17 protein-coding genes are annotated in these 15,223 nt (G+C 68.8%); 6 read left to right on the forward strand and 11 right to left on the reverse strand.

Annotated features, from left to right (window positions below; genetic code table 11):
* Positions 1 to 111: 111 nt before the first annotated feature.
* Positions 112 to 567 carry a pyridoxal-phosphate dependent enzyme gene (locus C1I98_RS46300; RefSeq protein ID WP_158557873.1) on the reverse strand — a complete coding sequence of 152 codons (456 nt, stop codon included), beginning with the start codon at positions 565 to 567 and terminating at the stop codon, positions 112 to 114.
* A gap of 235 nt (positions 568 to 802) precedes the next feature.
* Here C1I98_RS46300 and C1I98_RS02230 point away from each other — a divergent pair, with 235 nt between their 5' ends.
* Positions 803 to 1,537 carry a sigma factor-like helix-turn-helix DNA-binding protein gene (locus C1I98_RS02230; RefSeq protein WP_233507044.1) on the forward strand — a complete coding sequence of 245 codons (735 nt, stop codon included), beginning with the start codon at positions 803 to 805 and terminating at the stop codon, positions 1,535 to 1,537.
* A 316-nt stretch (positions 1,538 to 1,853) separates the two neighbouring features.
* Here the strand turns inward: C1I98_RS02230 and C1I98_RS02235 are convergent, their stop codons facing one another.
* Positions 1,854 to 2,930: an AraC-like ligand-binding domain-containing protein gene (locus tag C1I98_RS02235; protein WP_306461833.1), complete on the reverse strand. Its 1,077-nt coding sequence runs from the start codon at positions 2,928 to 2,930 to the stop codon at positions 1,854 to 1,856.
* Positions 2,931 to 3,378: 448 nt separating this feature from the next.
* Positions 3,379 to 3,510 (reverse strand): hypothetical protein, encoded by a 132-nt coding sequence (locus tag C1I98_RS44880; protein WP_267898010.1) that lies wholly within the window; start codon positions 3,508 to 3,510, stop codon positions 3,379 to 3,381.
* Between the two features lie 357 nt (positions 3,511 to 3,867).
* Between C1I98_RS44880 and C1I98_RS40285 the strand changes: the two genes are divergently transcribed.
* Positions 3,868 to 4,308 (forward strand): hypothetical protein, encoded by a 441-nt coding sequence (locus tag C1I98_RS40285; RefSeq protein WP_146607252.1) that lies wholly within the window; start codon positions 3,868 to 3,870, stop codon positions 4,306 to 4,308.
* Positions 4,309 to 4,486: 178 nt separating this feature from the next.
* Here C1I98_RS40285 and C1I98_RS02240 read toward each other — a convergent pair whose 3' ends face one another.
* Positions 4,487 to 5,218: a class I SAM-dependent methyltransferase gene (locus C1I98_RS02240; protein ID WP_233507045.1), complete on the reverse strand. Its 732-nt coding sequence runs from the start codon at positions 5,216 to 5,218 to the stop codon at positions 4,487 to 4,489.
* Positions 5,219 to 5,393: 175 nt separating this feature from the next.
* Between C1I98_RS02240 and C1I98_RS02245 the strand changes: the two genes are divergently transcribed.
* The gene (locus C1I98_RS02245) at positions 5,394 to 6,047 is read left to right on the forward strand and encodes a histidine phosphatase family protein (RefSeq protein ID WP_158557875.1); all 654 of its coding nucleotides are present in this window, start codon (positions 5,394 to 5,396) and stop codon (positions 6,045 to 6,047) included.
* Here C1I98_RS02245 and C1I98_RS02250 read toward each other — a convergent pair.
* Complete coding sequence (locus tag C1I98_RS02250; RefSeq protein ID WP_111165365.1) at positions 6,044 to 6,454, reverse strand: hypothetical protein; 411 nt, start codon at positions 6,452 to 6,454, stop codon at positions 6,044 to 6,046. The genes C1I98_RS02245 and C1I98_RS02250 overlap by 4 nt on opposite strands.
* Before the next feature lie 149 nt (positions 6,455 to 6,603).
* Between C1I98_RS02250 and C1I98_RS41105 the strand changes: the two genes are divergently transcribed.
* Positions 6,604 to 6,750 carry a hypothetical protein gene (locus tag C1I98_RS41105; RefSeq protein WP_158557877.1) on the forward strand — a complete coding sequence of 49 codons (147 nt, stop codon included), beginning with the start codon at positions 6,604 to 6,606 and terminating at the stop codon, positions 6,748 to 6,750.
* 17 nt (positions 6,751 to 6,767) lie between these two features.
* Positions 6,768 to 7,532 (forward strand): ABC transporter permease, encoded by a 765-nt coding sequence (locus tag C1I98_RS02255; protein WP_233507047.1) that lies wholly within the window; start codon positions 6,768 to 6,770, stop codon positions 7,530 to 7,532.
* A gap of 26 nt (positions 7,533 to 7,558) precedes the next feature.
* Here the strand turns inward: C1I98_RS02255 and C1I98_RS02260 are convergent, their stop codons facing one another.
* The 5 genes from C1I98_RS02260 to C1I98_RS02280 all read right to left on the reverse strand — a co-directional run bounded on the left by C1I98_RS02260 (position 7,559) and on the right by C1I98_RS02280 (position 12,649).
* A complete protein-coding gene (locus C1I98_RS02260) occupies positions 7,559 to 8,008 on the reverse strand; it encodes a cupin domain-containing protein (RefSeq protein ID WP_111165367.1) in 450 nt (149 codons plus the stop codon).
* Positions 8,009 to 8,085: 77 nt separating this feature from the next.
* A complete protein-coding gene (locus C1I98_RS02265; RefSeq protein ID WP_111165368.1) occupies positions 8,086 to 8,973 on the reverse strand; it encodes a helix-turn-helix domain-containing protein in 888 nt (295 codons plus the stop codon).
* A gap of 65 nt (positions 8,974 to 9,038) precedes the next feature.
* Positions 9,039 to 10,802, reverse strand: coding sequence for a dipeptide ABC transporter ATP-binding protein (locus C1I98_RS02270; RefSeq protein WP_111165369.1), 1,764 nt, complete (start codon positions 10,800 to 10,802; stop codon positions 9,039 to 9,041).
* The gene (locus C1I98_RS02275; RefSeq protein WP_233507049.1) at positions 10,803 to 11,711 is read right to left on the reverse strand and encodes an ABC transporter permease; all 909 of its coding nucleotides are present in this window, start codon (positions 11,709 to 11,711) and stop codon (positions 10,803 to 10,805) included.
* Entirely contained in the window at positions 11,708 to 12,649 is a 942-nt protein-coding gene (locus tag C1I98_RS02280; protein WP_233507051.1) for an ABC transporter permease, read from the reverse strand. The genes C1I98_RS02275 and C1I98_RS02280 overlap by 4 nt, the downstream gene beginning before the upstream one ends.
* Positions 12,650 to 13,059: 410 nt before the next feature.
* Here C1I98_RS02280 and C1I98_RS02285 point away from each other — a divergent pair, with 410 nt between their 5' ends.
* The gene (locus C1I98_RS02285; protein WP_158557879.1) at positions 13,060 to 14,556 is read left to right on the forward strand and encodes an ABC transporter substrate-binding protein; all 1,497 of its coding nucleotides are present in this window, start codon (positions 13,060 to 13,062) and stop codon (positions 14,554 to 14,556) included.
* Between the two features lie 126 nt (positions 14,557 to 14,682).
* Here C1I98_RS02285 and C1I98_RS02290 read toward each other — a convergent pair whose 3' ends face one another.
* Positions 14,683 to 15,153, reverse strand: coding sequence for a cupin domain-containing protein (locus C1I98_RS02290; protein ID WP_111165372.1), 471 nt, complete (start codon positions 15,151 to 15,153; stop codon positions 14,683 to 14,685).
* Between the last annotated feature and the right edge of the window lie 70 nt (positions 15,154 to 15,223).

Genomic DNA, 15,223 nt, shown 5'->3' on the forward strand with positions numbered 1-15,223 from the left:
CTTCTTCGACCGGACGGGCGACATTGATATTCCCTATGGAAGTGGATGCGTCGAAATCAGAGTAAAAAGATATCCCGCCATCAATATCTCTCACATCGAGGGCACCGACGACTATGCGGGATTGGCGGCCCTGCCTTCGGTGCTGATGAGGACGACGGTGGAATCCGGGCCGACGGGCAGGGCGTGCCGGTGTTCGGTCAGGGCCGCGCGGGCTCCGGCGAGGGCGGCGGCGCCGCATGGGCCGGAGGAGACGCCGAGGGCGGCCGGCTTTCCCGCCGCGGCGGCGGTGTCCGCGTCCGTCACGGTGATCGCGGCGTCGAGTCCGCCTCGCAGGTACGGCCAGGCCAGGGCGGAGGGAGTGCGCAGTTGAGTCCGGCCATGGAGGTCCGGCCCGTCACCAGGGTGATCTGCCGGCGCCGGGTGAGGCTCTCCAGCAGACAGGCCGCGGCGACGGGTTCCACCGAGAGCAGGGCCGGGGCGAGGCCGTCGGGGCGGCTGCGGTAGTGGGTGACCGCGGCCTGGGGGAGCGAGCCGACGCCGACGGGGATGGCCACCAGTGCGGGGCATGCGGCGCGCCCTGCCGGACGCGGAGGCCGCGGAGATCGTCGACAACGGCGTCGAGATGTGGCTGCGCTGCTACCGCACCCGCTCGCCGGGATGATCCGCCTCCATGTCAGGTGCCGCAGTAGTTCTCACTGGCGGGACGGCCTCGCCTGCCCGGGCCGGCGGCTTGGGCTGCTACGCAACCGAGGCATGCTGGAGAGCCACACCGCAGGCGGACCGATCCTGTTACCTTCTCCCGTTGGCATTCGTCATGGGTGCGACGACCGAGAACGAGCGGTCATCGCACCGACGAGTGAATCGAGAACAGGATGCTGACCAACGTCATGTACGTGACGATCTACGTCACCGACCAGGATCGCGCGCTGGATTTCTACACCGAGGGGCTCGGCCTGGACCGGATGAGCAGGTCGCGCTGGCCGATTCGGTGGGCTTCGCGCTGCTCGTCGTACTCGACTCGCTCACTCCGAGCGAGCGCCTGGCGTTCGTCCTGCACGACATCTTCGCGGTCCCGTTCCGCGACATCGGCAAGATCCTTGGCAAGTCCCCCGATGCCACCAAGATGATCGCCAGCCGCGCCCGCCGCAAGGTCCAGGCCGTGGACCGGCCGGCGGGCTCCGGCCGCGAGCGCCAAGAGGTCGTCCGGGCATTCCGCACGGCGGCCCTCAGCGGCGACTTCGAAGCGCTCCTGCGTGTCCTCGACCCGAACGTGAAGCTCACCGTCGACACCCCCGCCGGCATGGTCGTCACCATCGGCGCCACCGAGGTCGCCACCGGTGCCCGCATGTTCTCCGGCGAGGTCGCCCGCCAGCGACCCGTGCTGGTCAACGGCATCCCGGGTCACATGTCGTGGCGTCCCGACGGAACCCCTCTGTCCGTCATCGCTTTCACCGTCACCGAAGGCCGGATCACCGGCATCCATGTCCTTGTCGACCCGGCCAGACTCGCCGCGATCGGTATGGCCGCTCCGGCCTGAGCCGGTGTGTCAGGGGCGTGTCCGCCGCGCGCTCCCCGGTGCTCGCTTCGGCGCCCGGCCGGTGGAGGGACAGAGGGGCTTCCATGGCATGGCGTTGATGGCCTGGAGTTCCTTGCCGGTGGTCGTCGGGCGCAGGTGGATGGGGCGGACCGAACAGCCGGTCACCGGCGCCTGAAGACGCGGTCGACGTCGGCGTCGGTGGAGATCAGGTTTCCTCGGGTGGAAGGGCACTCCTGACCTTGGGCGGCGACAGGCGGCGATGGCCGGCGGGCAAGCCCGCCTCGGGGACCAAGCGGGGCATCTCTCTCGAACACGATCAGATGCTTCGGGCACGGGCGGCGGCGCGGTACTCGCTGGGTGACAGACCTGTCTCGCGGCGGAACACACGGCTGAAATCCGCGGGTTGGGCGAAGCCCCAGCGCGCGGGGATGGCGGCGATGGGCACATGCCCCAGGGCGGGATCGGCCAGGTCGCGCTTGCAGTGGTCCAGGCGCCGGGTGCGGAGGTGGGCGCCGACGGACGTGTCGTGGTGCTGCTGGAAGATCCGGTGCAGGTAGCGCACGGAGATGTGGTGGGCGGCGGCGATGGCCGCGGGGTCCAGGTCCGGGCGGTGCAGGTTCTCCTCGATGAACGACAAGATGCGCAACACCAGCAGATCGGCCCGGGATGCCGGCGATGGGTCGTCGTCGTCGAGGTGGTGGGCCAGCACCGCGACGGTGAGGTCGACCGCGGTGCGCCCGAGGCGCGGCATGTCGAACGGCGTGTAGTCGATCCGGTCCTCGGTCAGCGTGGTCATGAACTGGGCGAGCAGCCGGCCGATACCGCCGGTGGCGGGGAGCGGGACCGCGAGCAGCCGGGCCACGTGAGCTGCGGGTAACGGTAACAGGCGCTTGGGGAATTGCAGGACGATCGTCGACGCCTTCGCGGGGCCACTGCACGACGCCTCGAACGGCTGTGAGCTGTCATAGAGCACCAGCTCACCTGGGTGTACCAGGGCATGCGTACGGTTCTGCTCGATCCCCTGCCGCCCGGCGCGGATGAAGGCCATCTGGTAGTGCTCCGGGTCTGATCGCCGGATCAATCGAGGCGTCCGAATGGAGGAGAGATTAGTATAGGACATTGCCGTGATATGGGCTGCCCCTAAAGGCATCACGTCGAGTCGTGCGGCGAATGCGGAGGGGTTATCGATGTGGAACCTCGTGGCCACCAATGCGGACGAGGTGACGTGCCGCCATCCCTCTACGCGCTCGCTGACAGGCATAACCGAAGTATCGAAGACCGCTTGCATGAGACCTCCAGGCCGCGCATTTCCTTCGGGAGAAGCGTGCCACCGCCGGACAGGCGGCGCTAGTGCACTCAATGCGCGGAGCACTGCGCTTACTGCTGATGACATGGGTGCCGTTGCCGCAGAAAATTTACTACAGAAAGTAGCCGATCAAGTGAGATCGGACTATTGAGCTGATCGCCTGGTGCGGCCGTTCGCCAAAACTGGGTGCGTCCAGGGAAAGTGCTGCAGGTCAGGCATCCGGGGAAGCGAAGAGCACTTAACGGCTCACAAATGCAGGGGGAGATCATTCGGCATGCGGCCAGCGTAACAAGGAAACCCTTCCGGCGAGGTCAGCCGCCGAAGGATGGACATCATCCGCAAAGCCACGGCGCTGATGATCACACCATCGGCCTCAGTCGCGACAGCAAGAACCGAAAGGCAGGTGTCCCGCCGTCACATCCGATCAAAGGAAAAAGCTCACATGTCCATCGCTGGGGCGAAAGACGGCCTTCAAGGCCGCCCCGGCGGCGACCTCCGGCCCCGCCACTGTCACGGAGCGCGACACCTGGCGTCCCTATGGCAACACGACTTCGATCACCTCCAGGTCCAGCATGTGGCGGCGCGCCGGCACCCGGGCCATCGTCACCAGCGTGTTGGCGCAGGTCTGCGCGATCAGATCGCCGGGCGGGGCCGGACGCGCCCTCACGCAGGGGCCAAGGTGAATTCGGTGGGAGTTCTCAACGGCACACTCCTCAGTAGATCTTCGAGCGTCTGAACCCCAGCTCATCGAGACGAAGCGAATCCTGCGGTCGCACCCACGATGTTCCAGAAAGCCCGCCGACGGTCGGCGCACCGGCTCACGCGGTTCCTGGGCCGCCACCGATTCCTCACCGAGTGGCGACACCTGGCCGACCCAGCGCTCACGGGAACCTCCCTGGAGTCGTCGACGGCAAGCCATTGACGCCCTCAATCAGATAGTGGACGACACGCCGATCATACGGAAACCGAAACAGGAGGAAGCGTTGAAACGAATAACGGCCGGCATCGGCTCATCGGCCTGATCATGTTCACCGCGCTACCCGCCGCCGCAAACGTTCCTGCCAACCGGATCATCGAAACCGGGCAGTACAGCGTCACGTCGGAGGCACGCTACTACAGTGCGGGCGAGCTCATCGCGCTGACGCTGGTTCCTTATGGCGACAGCAGAAATGCCATCAACGGCGACCTGGTGTTCTGCAAAACGAGCAGCGGCTGCAAGGATGCCATCTGGACGGATGTCGTCAAAGCGAACCACGACTATGCGCAGGAACGCTACAACGTTGGTCAGACGGGCTACTACTGGTTCCGGCTGAGGTGCACGGGCGGCGGAGAGCGACCACCACCTGCCACGGACGCGGCACCATGGACGACGTCGGATAACGAAATCGGTGGCCTGGCTCGCAGGCACGTCACTTCGGCATCGCAGCGTCCGAGACCAGCGATGGCAGCGGTGGTACCCAACTGATCGACCCCGGCGGCGGCTTCCATCAGCCGCCGGGGTCTCAACGGATGCCACCGCCGCACCGGTGCTGCGCGACGAGCCGGTCTCCGGTACGTGCCGTATACGCCGTCGTCGTGTCCCATGTCCCGCGACCGCGGTCACTCGACTACCGCCGCAGCCGCTGGCCTGGCACCACCAACCCTCATCTGCCGATCGACCAGATGAGCGCGCACGGCATCCACTGGTTCCGTTGACGACTGAGGGCGAAACGGCTTGTCACAGCCGTCGGGTGCGCAGTACGCCGGTCAGCATCGGGAGGGTGAAGTCGCCGTGGGCGGTCTCCGGTCTGGTCGCGAGGAAAGCGTGGATCCGGCCAAGGGCGGCCACTTGCGCCTGATTTGGGCAAATGCATGCCGGTTGTCGCGGCGCGCCAGCTCGTGGGCGTGTCGCGTGGGCCGATGGCCGCGCTTCCACTGATCCGTGCGAGTTCGGCAACCCAGTGGACGCGGTCGTCGAGGAGGTTCCACAGGCCGGCCAGGATGCCGCCGGGGGCGAGGACCCTGGCCATTTCGGGGCCTGCGACGGCCATGTCGAACCAGTGCATGGCGTTGCCGGCCAGTACGGCATCGACGGAACCGTCCGGCAGCGGGATCGACTCGGCGCTACCGGGCAGGGCGCGGACCGCCGACAGGGTACGGCGCAGTTCGGTCAGCATCGCCGGGTCGGGCTCGACCGCGATGACCTCGGCGCCCGGCGTGAGCAGGGTGGCGGTGAGCTTGCCGGTTCCGGCGCCGAGGTCGAGCACTCGCGGGCCGGGCGCGGGTTCGAGCGCCCAGTGGATTGCGGCGGACGCGTAGTCCGGGCGGTGCTCGGCGTACGCGGCCGCCGCAGCGCCGAATGACGAGGCATGAAGTAGCCGTTCATCCTCTTCCATGCGATCACCCATGTCCCCAGTACGCTCGTCGGCCGAGCATCCGACAAAGCACTACCAGACGCTGAAGCCGGGAAGTGCTAGGGGAGAACACCGGCACGCGATCAGCAGGGTGTCCCGCACGGGCCGCCGCGAGGACCGAGTGTTCGCTCGACCACCTGACGAAGGGATGGGCAGGATGCGGGCCTGGCTCATTCGGCATGCGGAGAGCGTGGCCAATGTCGGCGAGGCGACGGAGGACCCGGCGGCGATCTCGCTCACCGACCGGGGCAGAGCCCAGGCCGTACACCTCGCAGCGTCGATCTCCGCACCACCCGCGCTGATCGTGACCTCGGCCTACGCCCGTACCAAGCAGACCGCGCAACCCACCCTCGAACGCTTCCCCGGCACCCCGCACGAGGAGTGGCCGGTCCACGAGTTCACCTATCTGCCCACCCTGCACGGCCGGTTGAGCACCGTCGCGGAGCGTCGCCCCATGGTGGAGGAGTACTGGCGACGGGCCGATCCTCGCCATACCGATGGTGCCGGCGCCGAATCGTTCGCCGGCCTGCTCGCCAGAGCCCACGGCGTTCTCGAACGGATACAGCGATGCGCGGACGAGCCCATCGCGGTGTTCACGCACGGCATTTTCATCCAGGCGGTGCTGTGGGCGCTCATGACCGAACCCGTCCCGCCGACCGGCCCGGAGATGAGGCTGTTCCGGGCGTTCACCCAGGCGTTCAGGCTGCCCAACACGGCCGTGGTCGATTTACGGCTGGACGGCAACGGCAGAGGTTCGATACAGGGTGGCCGGATCGCGCATCTCCCGAGTGGCCTGGTCACCGGCGATTAGCGCGCAGCGGAAGTACTCCCTGCCGGCCTGCGCCTTTTGCCGAGGGCGGCGACGAGCGCCTCTGCCCGGTGCCGCACTGCTGTGCTCGGTCGCGTTCCCGATGCCGCCCGGGTGGAGCGGGCCGCTCGCCGGGTCGCCCAGGTCATTTCGGCGAGGACGAGCAGCCCGGCGATCAGGACGATAGCCGCGGCGATCTTCAGGGTCGCCGCCGCGCTGGAGGTGTAGGCGCTCACGATGGCGTCGTACCGGGACGGGGGTGCGGTGGCGAGGGCCTCGCCGACGGTGTACGGAACACGCCCGCCGACATCGGCCGAGACGGACCGGTGGTGAACGAAGCGGGACGTGAGCAGGGTGCCGATGACGGCCACCCCGATGGCGCTGCCCAGTTCGCGGGTCGTCGCCTGCATGCCGCCGTTGACCCCTGCCTGCTCGCATCAACGAATGTGCTGGGAGCGAGCGCCGCCGCCGTCCTGGACGCGGTCCTGTCCGCCGAGAACGCCGCGATCTCCCCCGATCAGGCGGTGGCCCTCCTGATCGGACCGATCTCTTCTCGATCTTGAGCGGCCAGGACCCGGCCACGATCAACGCGGGTGACCTGGCCGGGACGGTCCTCCTCGCGCTGCGCGAGGGGGCGCGCACCCGCTGGATCGGGCCGACGCGTACCGCGCGCGGGGCCACCACTCGGCGACGGCGCCGGAGGTGAACAGCACAATGCCTGTTGTGGGCTCATCATCGCTGATCACCGTCACCGCGCTGCTGCCGGCGGTGCTGCTGCTGCTCATCACGCTGGGCGTCGCCGTGGCCTGGCTGGGCAGGCTCGGCCACGCCAAGGCCGTCCTCACCGCCTGCCTGCGCGCGGCCCTCCAGCTCGGCGCGGTCTCCGCGCTGATCACCTGGGCGGTGAACCACGCGGGCGCGGTGGCGGGGTTCATCCTGCTCATGTACGCGGTGGCCGCCTTCACCGCCGGCCGGCGCATCACCCGGGGGCCGCGCGCGTGGTGGGCGGCCGTGCCGGTCGCGGCGGGCCTGCTGCCGGTACTGATCATCCTCGTGGCCGGCGGGGTGGTCGCCGTCAACGGGATCGTGCTGATCCCCGTCACCGGGATCGTGCTGGGCGGCTGCATGACCGCCACCGCCCTGGCCGGGCGCCGCGCGCTGGACGAACTCCGCGTGCGCCGCGGCGAGGTGGAGGCGGCGCTGGCGCTGGGTCTTCTCCCCCGCGAAGCCGCGCTGGAGATCTGCCGGCCCGCGGCGAGCCAGGCCCTGCTGCCCGCGCTGGACCAGACCAGAACGGTCGGGCTGGTCACCCTTCCCGGCGCCTTCGTGGGGATGCTGCTCGGCGGGGCCGGGCCGATCGAGGCGGGCGTGGTACAACTCGTGGTGCTGGTGTCCTTGCTGGCCGCCGAGGTGGTGGCCACGCTGGTGACCACCGAGCTGGTCGCCCGCGGCGTGTTCACCGACGCGGGCGGTCAGATCGAAGGGTGAGCGCGACGGCGTGGCTCCCCGGCATGTCAGGGCATGTAGCGCCCGGTGCCGCTGAGCGCGACCGCGAAGAACCGGAACGGGCGCTCGACCTTGTAGAACCCGAGCGGGCAGTGCTTGGTGCCGGCGGGGATGAAGACCGAACTGGTCGTGGTGAGCACGTGCCTTTCTCCCTCGATCGTCATGTACACCTCGCCGCCGAGGTCATCCGGGTTGTTCGGGTCGTTTCCCACGAACATCAGGATTTCGTCGTAGACGTGCTCGTGCTCGCGCACCCACTCGACCTCGTGGTCGATCTCCTTCACCCAGCTGGTCGTGATGTAGGTGGTCGCCTGGGCCACGTCGGCCGAGCGCATGGCGGCCAGCGGCTCGTCCAGGTTCGGCGGCAGCCTCTGCCCGGCGGGCTCGCCTTCGTAGACCATGTCGTCGCCGCACTCCTGGAAGTGGGTGACGAACAGGTTGCCGTACTTACCGCTCATTTTCTGACCCTTTCTGAAACAGCCGCCCCCTTAACGGGACAGGCCAATCGTATGAATGGCCGTATCGCCGATCCCATTCATGCGCCGAGGCAAGCCTGGTACTTTTCACGGGCCTGTCTGCGGTACGCCGACGGCGGCGCCCCGGCCTCGCGCCGGAAGAAGCGGGAGAAGTACGAGGCGTCTTCGAAGCCGAGCCGGTCCGCCACCTGTGCGCAGGTCATGCCCGTGTTCGCGAGGAGTCGCTGCGCCTCGGTCAGCACCGCCGAGCGGATGATCTGTCCAGGAGTCCGCCCGGTCTGCGTGACGACCACCTCACGCAGATATCCCGACGTGACCCCGAGGCGCACGGCGGCCGACCGCACCGTGAGGGTGGCGGACGCCTTTTCCGCGACGAGTTTGCTGAATTCCACGCTCAGTTCCGCCGAAAGCCCGGTGCGCGGCCCTTCGGGTGCGTTGAAACCGTCGAACCGGCGGCACAGCAAAAGCAGCGCGGAAAGCAGGTGCCGCACGATGGGGTCCGCCTGGTCATCGCCTTCGGCGTACTCGGCGGCCATGGCCGCGAGCAGCCCTTCGACCCTTGGGAGCCGGCCCGCGTCGGGGCAGAGCATGTTCGGGTAATGGCCGAGGTTCACCGGATCGGGCGCTCCCGGCCCCGCGAGGAAGGGCTCGTCGAAGAGCACCACGATCCCGTCCAGGGGTTCGGGGGTCACCCAGGCGTGTACCTGCCCCCGGCGGACCAGGTACAGCCGGCCCGCCTCGATCGGGTACGCCGTGCCGTCGATGATGTGCGTTCCGCGTCCTTCGCGGACGTAAAGGATCTCCAGGAACTCGTGCCGGTGCGGGATCGCCGCGGCCTCCCGGGGTCCATGGCTGAGCACCGGCCCGATCTCGAACTGCGGCGCGTCCCGGCCCCGTCCTCCCTCGATCACATGGACGGGAAACGTTGAGCGCGAGGCTTTTGTCATGGTCCTCGTTCCTTCGTCCGGGCGTGGGAGACGCACGGCCGGGGGCCGCGGTCTCCCACGCGTCGTCAACCGGCGGCGGACACCTCCAAGGTGTCGGCGAGCAGGGCCTTGGTGTAGGCGTGCCGTGGTTCGGTGAGCACCGTGTCGGTGCCGCCGTGCTCCACGACGTGCCCCTCGCTCAGTACGATCACGCTGTCGGCCAGGCTGCGGACCACGGCGAGGTTGTGGGTGACGAACACCATGCCGAGCCCGTCGTTGAGCAGGCCGCGCAGCAGTTCGACGATGGCCGCCTGGACCGACACGTCCAGCGCCGAGGTGACCTCGTCGCAGATCAGCACGGTCGGCGCGCAGCCGAGCGCCCGGGCGATGGCGACCCGCTGGCGTTGCCCGCCGGACAGCTCCGCGGGGTAGCGGGAGGCCAGGTGGCCGGGAAGCTCGACCCGTTCCAGCAGTTCCGCGACCCGCGCCCGGGCCGCCTTGGCGCCCAGCGCGAAGAAGTGCCGTAGCGGCTCGGCCACGCAGTCACCGACCGTGGCCCGCGGATTGAGCGAGCCGTAGGGGTTTTGGAAGATGTACTGCATGGACCGGCGCTGGTCCGGGTCCCGCCTGGCGGCGGCCGGGGCGAGGGGCGTTCCGCCCAGTTCGACGGTGCCGCCCCAGCGCTCCTGCAACCCGATCAGGCTGCGCGACATGGTCGTCTTGCCGCTGCCGGACTCGCCGACGACCGCCAGGCACTCCCCTTCGACCACGTCGAAGGAGACGTCGAAGAGGACCTGGCGGTCGCGGTAGCCGGCGGCCAGGTCGCGAACGCGCAGCAGCGGGGTGTCGCCCGGCGCGGCCTCCTGCACGGCGGAGGCGGGGGCGGTCGCGCTCTGGCGCGGCCGCTCGGGCAGTTCCTCGGCTCGGAGGCAGCGCGCCGAGTGGCCCGGCACCAGCTCGATCAATGACGGCGCACCGGTGGTGCATTCGTCGGTCGCGAAGGCGCAGCGCGGGGCGAAGACGCAGCCGGGGTGGGTGTCCTGCACGCCCGGGGCGCGGCCGGGGATCGACGTGAGCCGCATCCGCTCCCGGGCCGAGGGCACGGCGGCGAGCAGCGCACGGGTGTACGGGTGCGCCGGCCGGGCCACGACCTGCTTGGTGGGGCCCGCTTCCACGATCATGCCGCCGTACATCACGGCGACCCGGTCGGCGACCTCGCCGATCACGGCGAGGTCGTGTGAGACGTAGATGGCCGCCATCTGGTTGTCCGCACAGAGCCGGGCCACCAGGGCGAGCACCCGCGCCTGAGTGGTGACGTCCAGGCCGGTCGTCGGCTCGTCCAGCACGGTCAGCCGTGGCCTCGGCGCGACGGCCATGGCCAGGGCCACCCGCTGCTGCTGGCCCCCGGACAGCTCGCGCGGACGGCGGTGCAGGAAGGCGTCGTCGGACGGCAGCCCGACCGCGCCGAGCACCTCGCGGATGCGCGCGTCGACCTCCTTGGCGTCCCCTTCCAGGACCTCCGCCAACTGGACGCCGATCCGCAGTGCCGGGTTCAGCGCCGTCGCCGGGTCCTGCGGTACGTAGGCCACCACGTTGCCGCGGTGCCGGCGCAACGCGCGCGGCCCGAGCGCGAGCACGTCGGTGCCGTCGATCAGCACCTGACCGGCGGTGATCCGCGCCCCGTGCCGGGCGTAGCCCAGCATGGCCAGTGACATGGTGCTCTTGCCCGAGCCCGACTCCCCGACGACGCCGAGGACCTGACCCGGTTCCAGGTCGAACGTGGCGTCCTTGACGATGGGGCTTCCGTCGCGCAGTGCGATGGTCAGGCCGCGGACCTCGATCGCGCTCATTCAGCCACGCCCCTCGGTACGGGCGATCACTCGGGCGGAGCCCTCGGCGATCAGGTTGCCGCCGATGGTGAACAGCACGATGCAGGCGACCGGGGCCAGTACGGCCCATGGCATGTTCTGCAGCCCGGTGCGGTTCTCGCTGATCATCAGGCCCCAGTCCGCGGCCGGCGGCTGGATGCCGTACCCGAGGAAGCTGATCGCGGCGAGGATGCCGATCGACCACATCAGCCGCATCCCCAGCTCGACCAGCAGGGGCGAGGACACATTGGGCAGGAAGCAGCGCGCCAGGATGGTGCGGGCGGGAATCCCGACCGTGCGAGACCACATGACGTACTCCCGATCGTTGAGCGGTCGCGCCGCGCCGCGGATGACCCGCGCGACGCCGGGTGTCATGCCGATCGCGGTCAGCACCACCAGCAGCCACGGCTTGGGGCCGATCACGGACACGAACAGCAGCGTGAACAGCAGGGCCGGGAAGGCGAGCAGCACGTCCATGACCCGCATCAGGACGGTGTCGGTGATGCCGCCGTAGAAGGCGGCCGCGATGCCCACCAGCGCGCCCAGCGCGACCGCCGCGATGGCCGCCACCGGAGCCATCCACGCCAGGTGGAAGCCACCGGCCAGCACGCGGGACAGCACGTCGCGGCCCAGTTGGTCCGCTCCAAGGGGCAGCCCGTCGCCCGGCGTCGCGTAGGGCAGCGCGATGCTCTTGGCCGGGTCGTGCGGCGCCAGCAGCGGCCCGGCCAGGGCGAAGGCCATGGTCAGCAGGACCAGCGCGCAGCCCAGCCGCACCTGTCCGGAGCGCAGGAGCCGCAGCGCGCCGGGCCGGTTCCGCTGTGGCGCGGCGGGGCCATCCGGGCCGCTCGCACTCAGGTCGACCGCATCGACGACCTTCGACACGGTACTCACCTCCGCTCTCCGCTCTTGCCGGTGTGCAGCAGGTCGGCCAGTAGGTTGAAGAAGTAGTACACGGCGGCGATCACCAGCACGACGGCCTGGATGACCGGGAGGTCCCGGTTGCTGATCGAGTCGATCAGCAACCCCCCGATCCCCGGATAGCCGAACAGGTACTCGACCACCACCACGCCGCCGACGGTGAAGGCCGCCACGAGGCTCGCCGCGGGCACGGCCGGGGCCAGCGCGTTCGGCAACGCGTGGGTGAGCAGGATGCGGGCCGAGCCGAGTCCCTTGAGCCGGGCCATCTCCACGTACTCGCTGTTGAGCACGTCGATGAAGGAGACGCGGATCAGCCTGGACAGGTACATCACCCCGCCGATCACCAAGGTGGCGACCGGCAGTACCAGAGCCTGCGGGTGCCACCAGGGCATGTGCTCCGCCGGGATCAGCGACACCGGCGGGAACCAGTGGAACACGGTGGTGCCGAACAGCGCGACCAGCAGGGTCCCGACGACGAAGTCGGCCAGGGCGTTGGCCACCATCGACGACCACAGGAACGTGCGGTCGAAGAGGCTGTCCTTGAACTGCGCGGCGAGGATGCCGATCAGCAGTGACAGGGGCAGGATCAGCACGACCGCGAACAGGCTCAGCGTGGCGGAGTTCACCAGCCGCTCACCGAGCAACTGGGACACCGGCCGGCCGCTGGCCAGCGAGGTGCCGAGGTCTCCGCTGAGCACGCCGCTCAGCCAGTGCCAGTACTGGCTGAGAAGCGAACGGTCCAAACCGAGCTGGTGCCGGAGGGCCTCCACCCGCTCCGGCGTCGCGGACATGCCGAGCATGACCTTGGCGACATCGCCCGGCATGGCCTGGGTGGCGAAGAAGACCAGGGTCGTCACCACGAAGAGCATCGCGATGGCCTGGGCGACGATCCACCCGATCCGGCCGGGCACGGTCGCAGACCGGCGTCGGGTGAGACTGCGGCGGGGGCCCGCCGACCGGGTTGCACCGGTTAGTTCCGCGACCATTCCCGTTCCTTCGCGTCGTTCTCGCCTGTGCCCGAAGGCGATGTCGATCCCAGCAGATCGGCGAGACGGCGTCTTGCACCTGCGTGCAGTGCGGTTGTTGCCCAACGCACGCTCGCTGGCGCCTTGTGGCCGTCCGGCCTGTCCGGGGCGCAGAGTGCTCCCGACGACAAGGTTTCGTGCGCTGGCACGCAAGACGGCCTCCTGTGTCTAGCGGTTGACTCCGTGCAACCGGAAACCGACGTCGTGGCGATTCGGCCAGACACCAACCCTCCGGAGGGAAGACCTACATGCGCTTGTCAATGTGGCAACGTCGAAGCCGGCGGTGGAAGGTGGGTGTGCCAGGTCTTGCCCTGATGCTCGTCACAGCCGCAACGGTCTCCTGCTCGCCGCCGGCCGAGCCCACGGCGAGTACGCCCGGCGGTGGCTCCGGCACCCTCACCCTCGGGGTGGTCGGCAGCACGAAGGACATGCTCTACCCCTACGCGCCGCAGCAGACGATCTCCGAGGACGCGCTCTGGCAGAACACCCTGGACCAGTTGACCGCGTACGCCCCGGACGGCTCGATCACGTACGCCCTGGCCGAGTCGATGACGCCGAACAAGTCGCTTGATGTGTGGACCGTCAAGCTGCGGCCCGGAGTGAAGCTGCACAGCGGTAAGACCTTCGGCGCCGACGACGTCATCTTCAGCGTCAAGTCGCTGCTGACGGAGGAGGGCTACCCCTTCGCCTCGAACCTCGACTTCGTCAAGCCGGACGGGCAGAAGAAGATCGACGACCTGACCGTCGAGTTCCATCTGAAGCGCCCGTTCGGCCCGTTCGCCGCGGCGTGGGCCTACAGCGCCTTCAAGATGATCGGCGCGGGTTCCACCAAGGACAAGGTGGACGGCACCGGGCCGTTCACCGTGAAGAGCTTCTCGCCGGGGGCCCAGGCCGTGTTGGAACGGTTCGACGCCTACTGGGGTACCAAGCCCGGCTTCAGCACGCTCAACGTGCACTTCTTCCAGGACCAGACGGCGATCACCAACGCGCTGCGCGGCGGGCAGATCAACGTCGCGCCGTCCGTCCCCTTCTCCGACGCCAAGGCCCTGGAGTCCGCCGGGGTCAAGGTGCTGAAGAGCGACAGCATGAACGTGCTGTCGCTGGACATGCGCACCGACATTCCGCCGTTCAACGACAACCGGGTCCGCGAGGCGATGAAGCTGATCGCCGACCGGGAGCAGATCGCCAGCAACGCGTTCGGCGGTTTCGCCAAGCCGGCCAACGACTACAACGGCGCGAGCGCCTCCTGTCCCGCTCCGGATGTGCCCCAGCGCGCCCAGGACCTCGCCCGGGCCAAGGCGCTGCTGGCCGAGGCGGGGAAGAGCGACCTGAAGGTCGAGCTGGTGACCGACGGGGCGTTCCCGGGGATGATGGAGCTGGCCCAGTTGTTCGCGCAGCAGGCCGGCGAGGCCGGGGTCACCGTCACGGTACGCAAGATGGACGTCGCGACGCTGCTGAACAAGTGGCTGGAGTGGCCGTTCATCATCAACATCACCAGTTCGCCGATGATCAACGCGATCACCGACCACCTGCTGCCCAACGGCGGGAACAACGCGGCGCACTTCGACGACCCGGAGTTCAAGAAGATCGCCGGCGACCTGTTCGCGAGCGGTGACGTGGGCCGGCAGTGCGGCGACATCCAGAAGTTGCAGAAGATCCAGTGGGAGCGCGGCGGCAACCTCATCGCGGTCACCTCGCAAGATCTGACCATTCACACCGCCAACGTGCGCGGTCTGCAGCCCGACCTGTTCGGCCGTTCGGCCTTCCGCTACGGCGGCGTCTCGGTCGGGTGACCGGACCCGCCGTTGACGATCGGCCCTGCCCCCGGCCACCCGGCCGGGGGCAGGGCCATTTCGGGTGACGCGAACGGCGGGCGGGCGCGTCGCCCGCGCCCGCCCGCCGTGATGGGTGCGGGTTACCTATTCGGCCTTGTAGGGGACGTAGTCACGGTTGGCGTAGCTGGGGGCCAGAGACAGGGCGCTGAAGCGGAAGGGCCGGTCCACCCGGTTGAACCCCAGCGGGCAGTGGCGGGTGCCGGCCGGAAGGTAGACCGAACCGCTCTGCGTGACGATGTGGCGCACGCCCTCGATGTCGAAGTAGATCTCGGCGCCCAGGTCGTGCGGGTTCTCCGGGTCGTTGCCCGTCCAGACCAGCAGTTCGTCGTAGTCGTGCACGTGCTCGTTCACCCAGCGGACGGGCTCGCTGCACTCCTTGATCCACGTGTAGGTCATGTGGATCTTGCTCTCCGGCACGTCCTGGGAGCGGATCAAGGCGAGCGCTTCGCCCACGTTGTCCGGTTCGGGGGTGCCCGAGCCCGCGCCCTCGTTCACGAGGTCGTCGGCGCAGTTGGGCATCTTGCGGACGAAGAACCGCTCATAGGGACTTGACATGTCGATCTCCTTCGATCAGGTGGCCTAGGAAAACGCTAGGAAACGAACTGTTCACATTCGATGGACTCAT

The organism is Spongiactinospora gelatinilytica (genome assembly GCF_003236385.1).
Taxonomy (GTDB): Bacteria; Actinomycetota; Actinomycetes; order Streptosporangiales; family Streptosporangiaceae; genus Spongiactinospora; species Spongiactinospora gelatinilytica.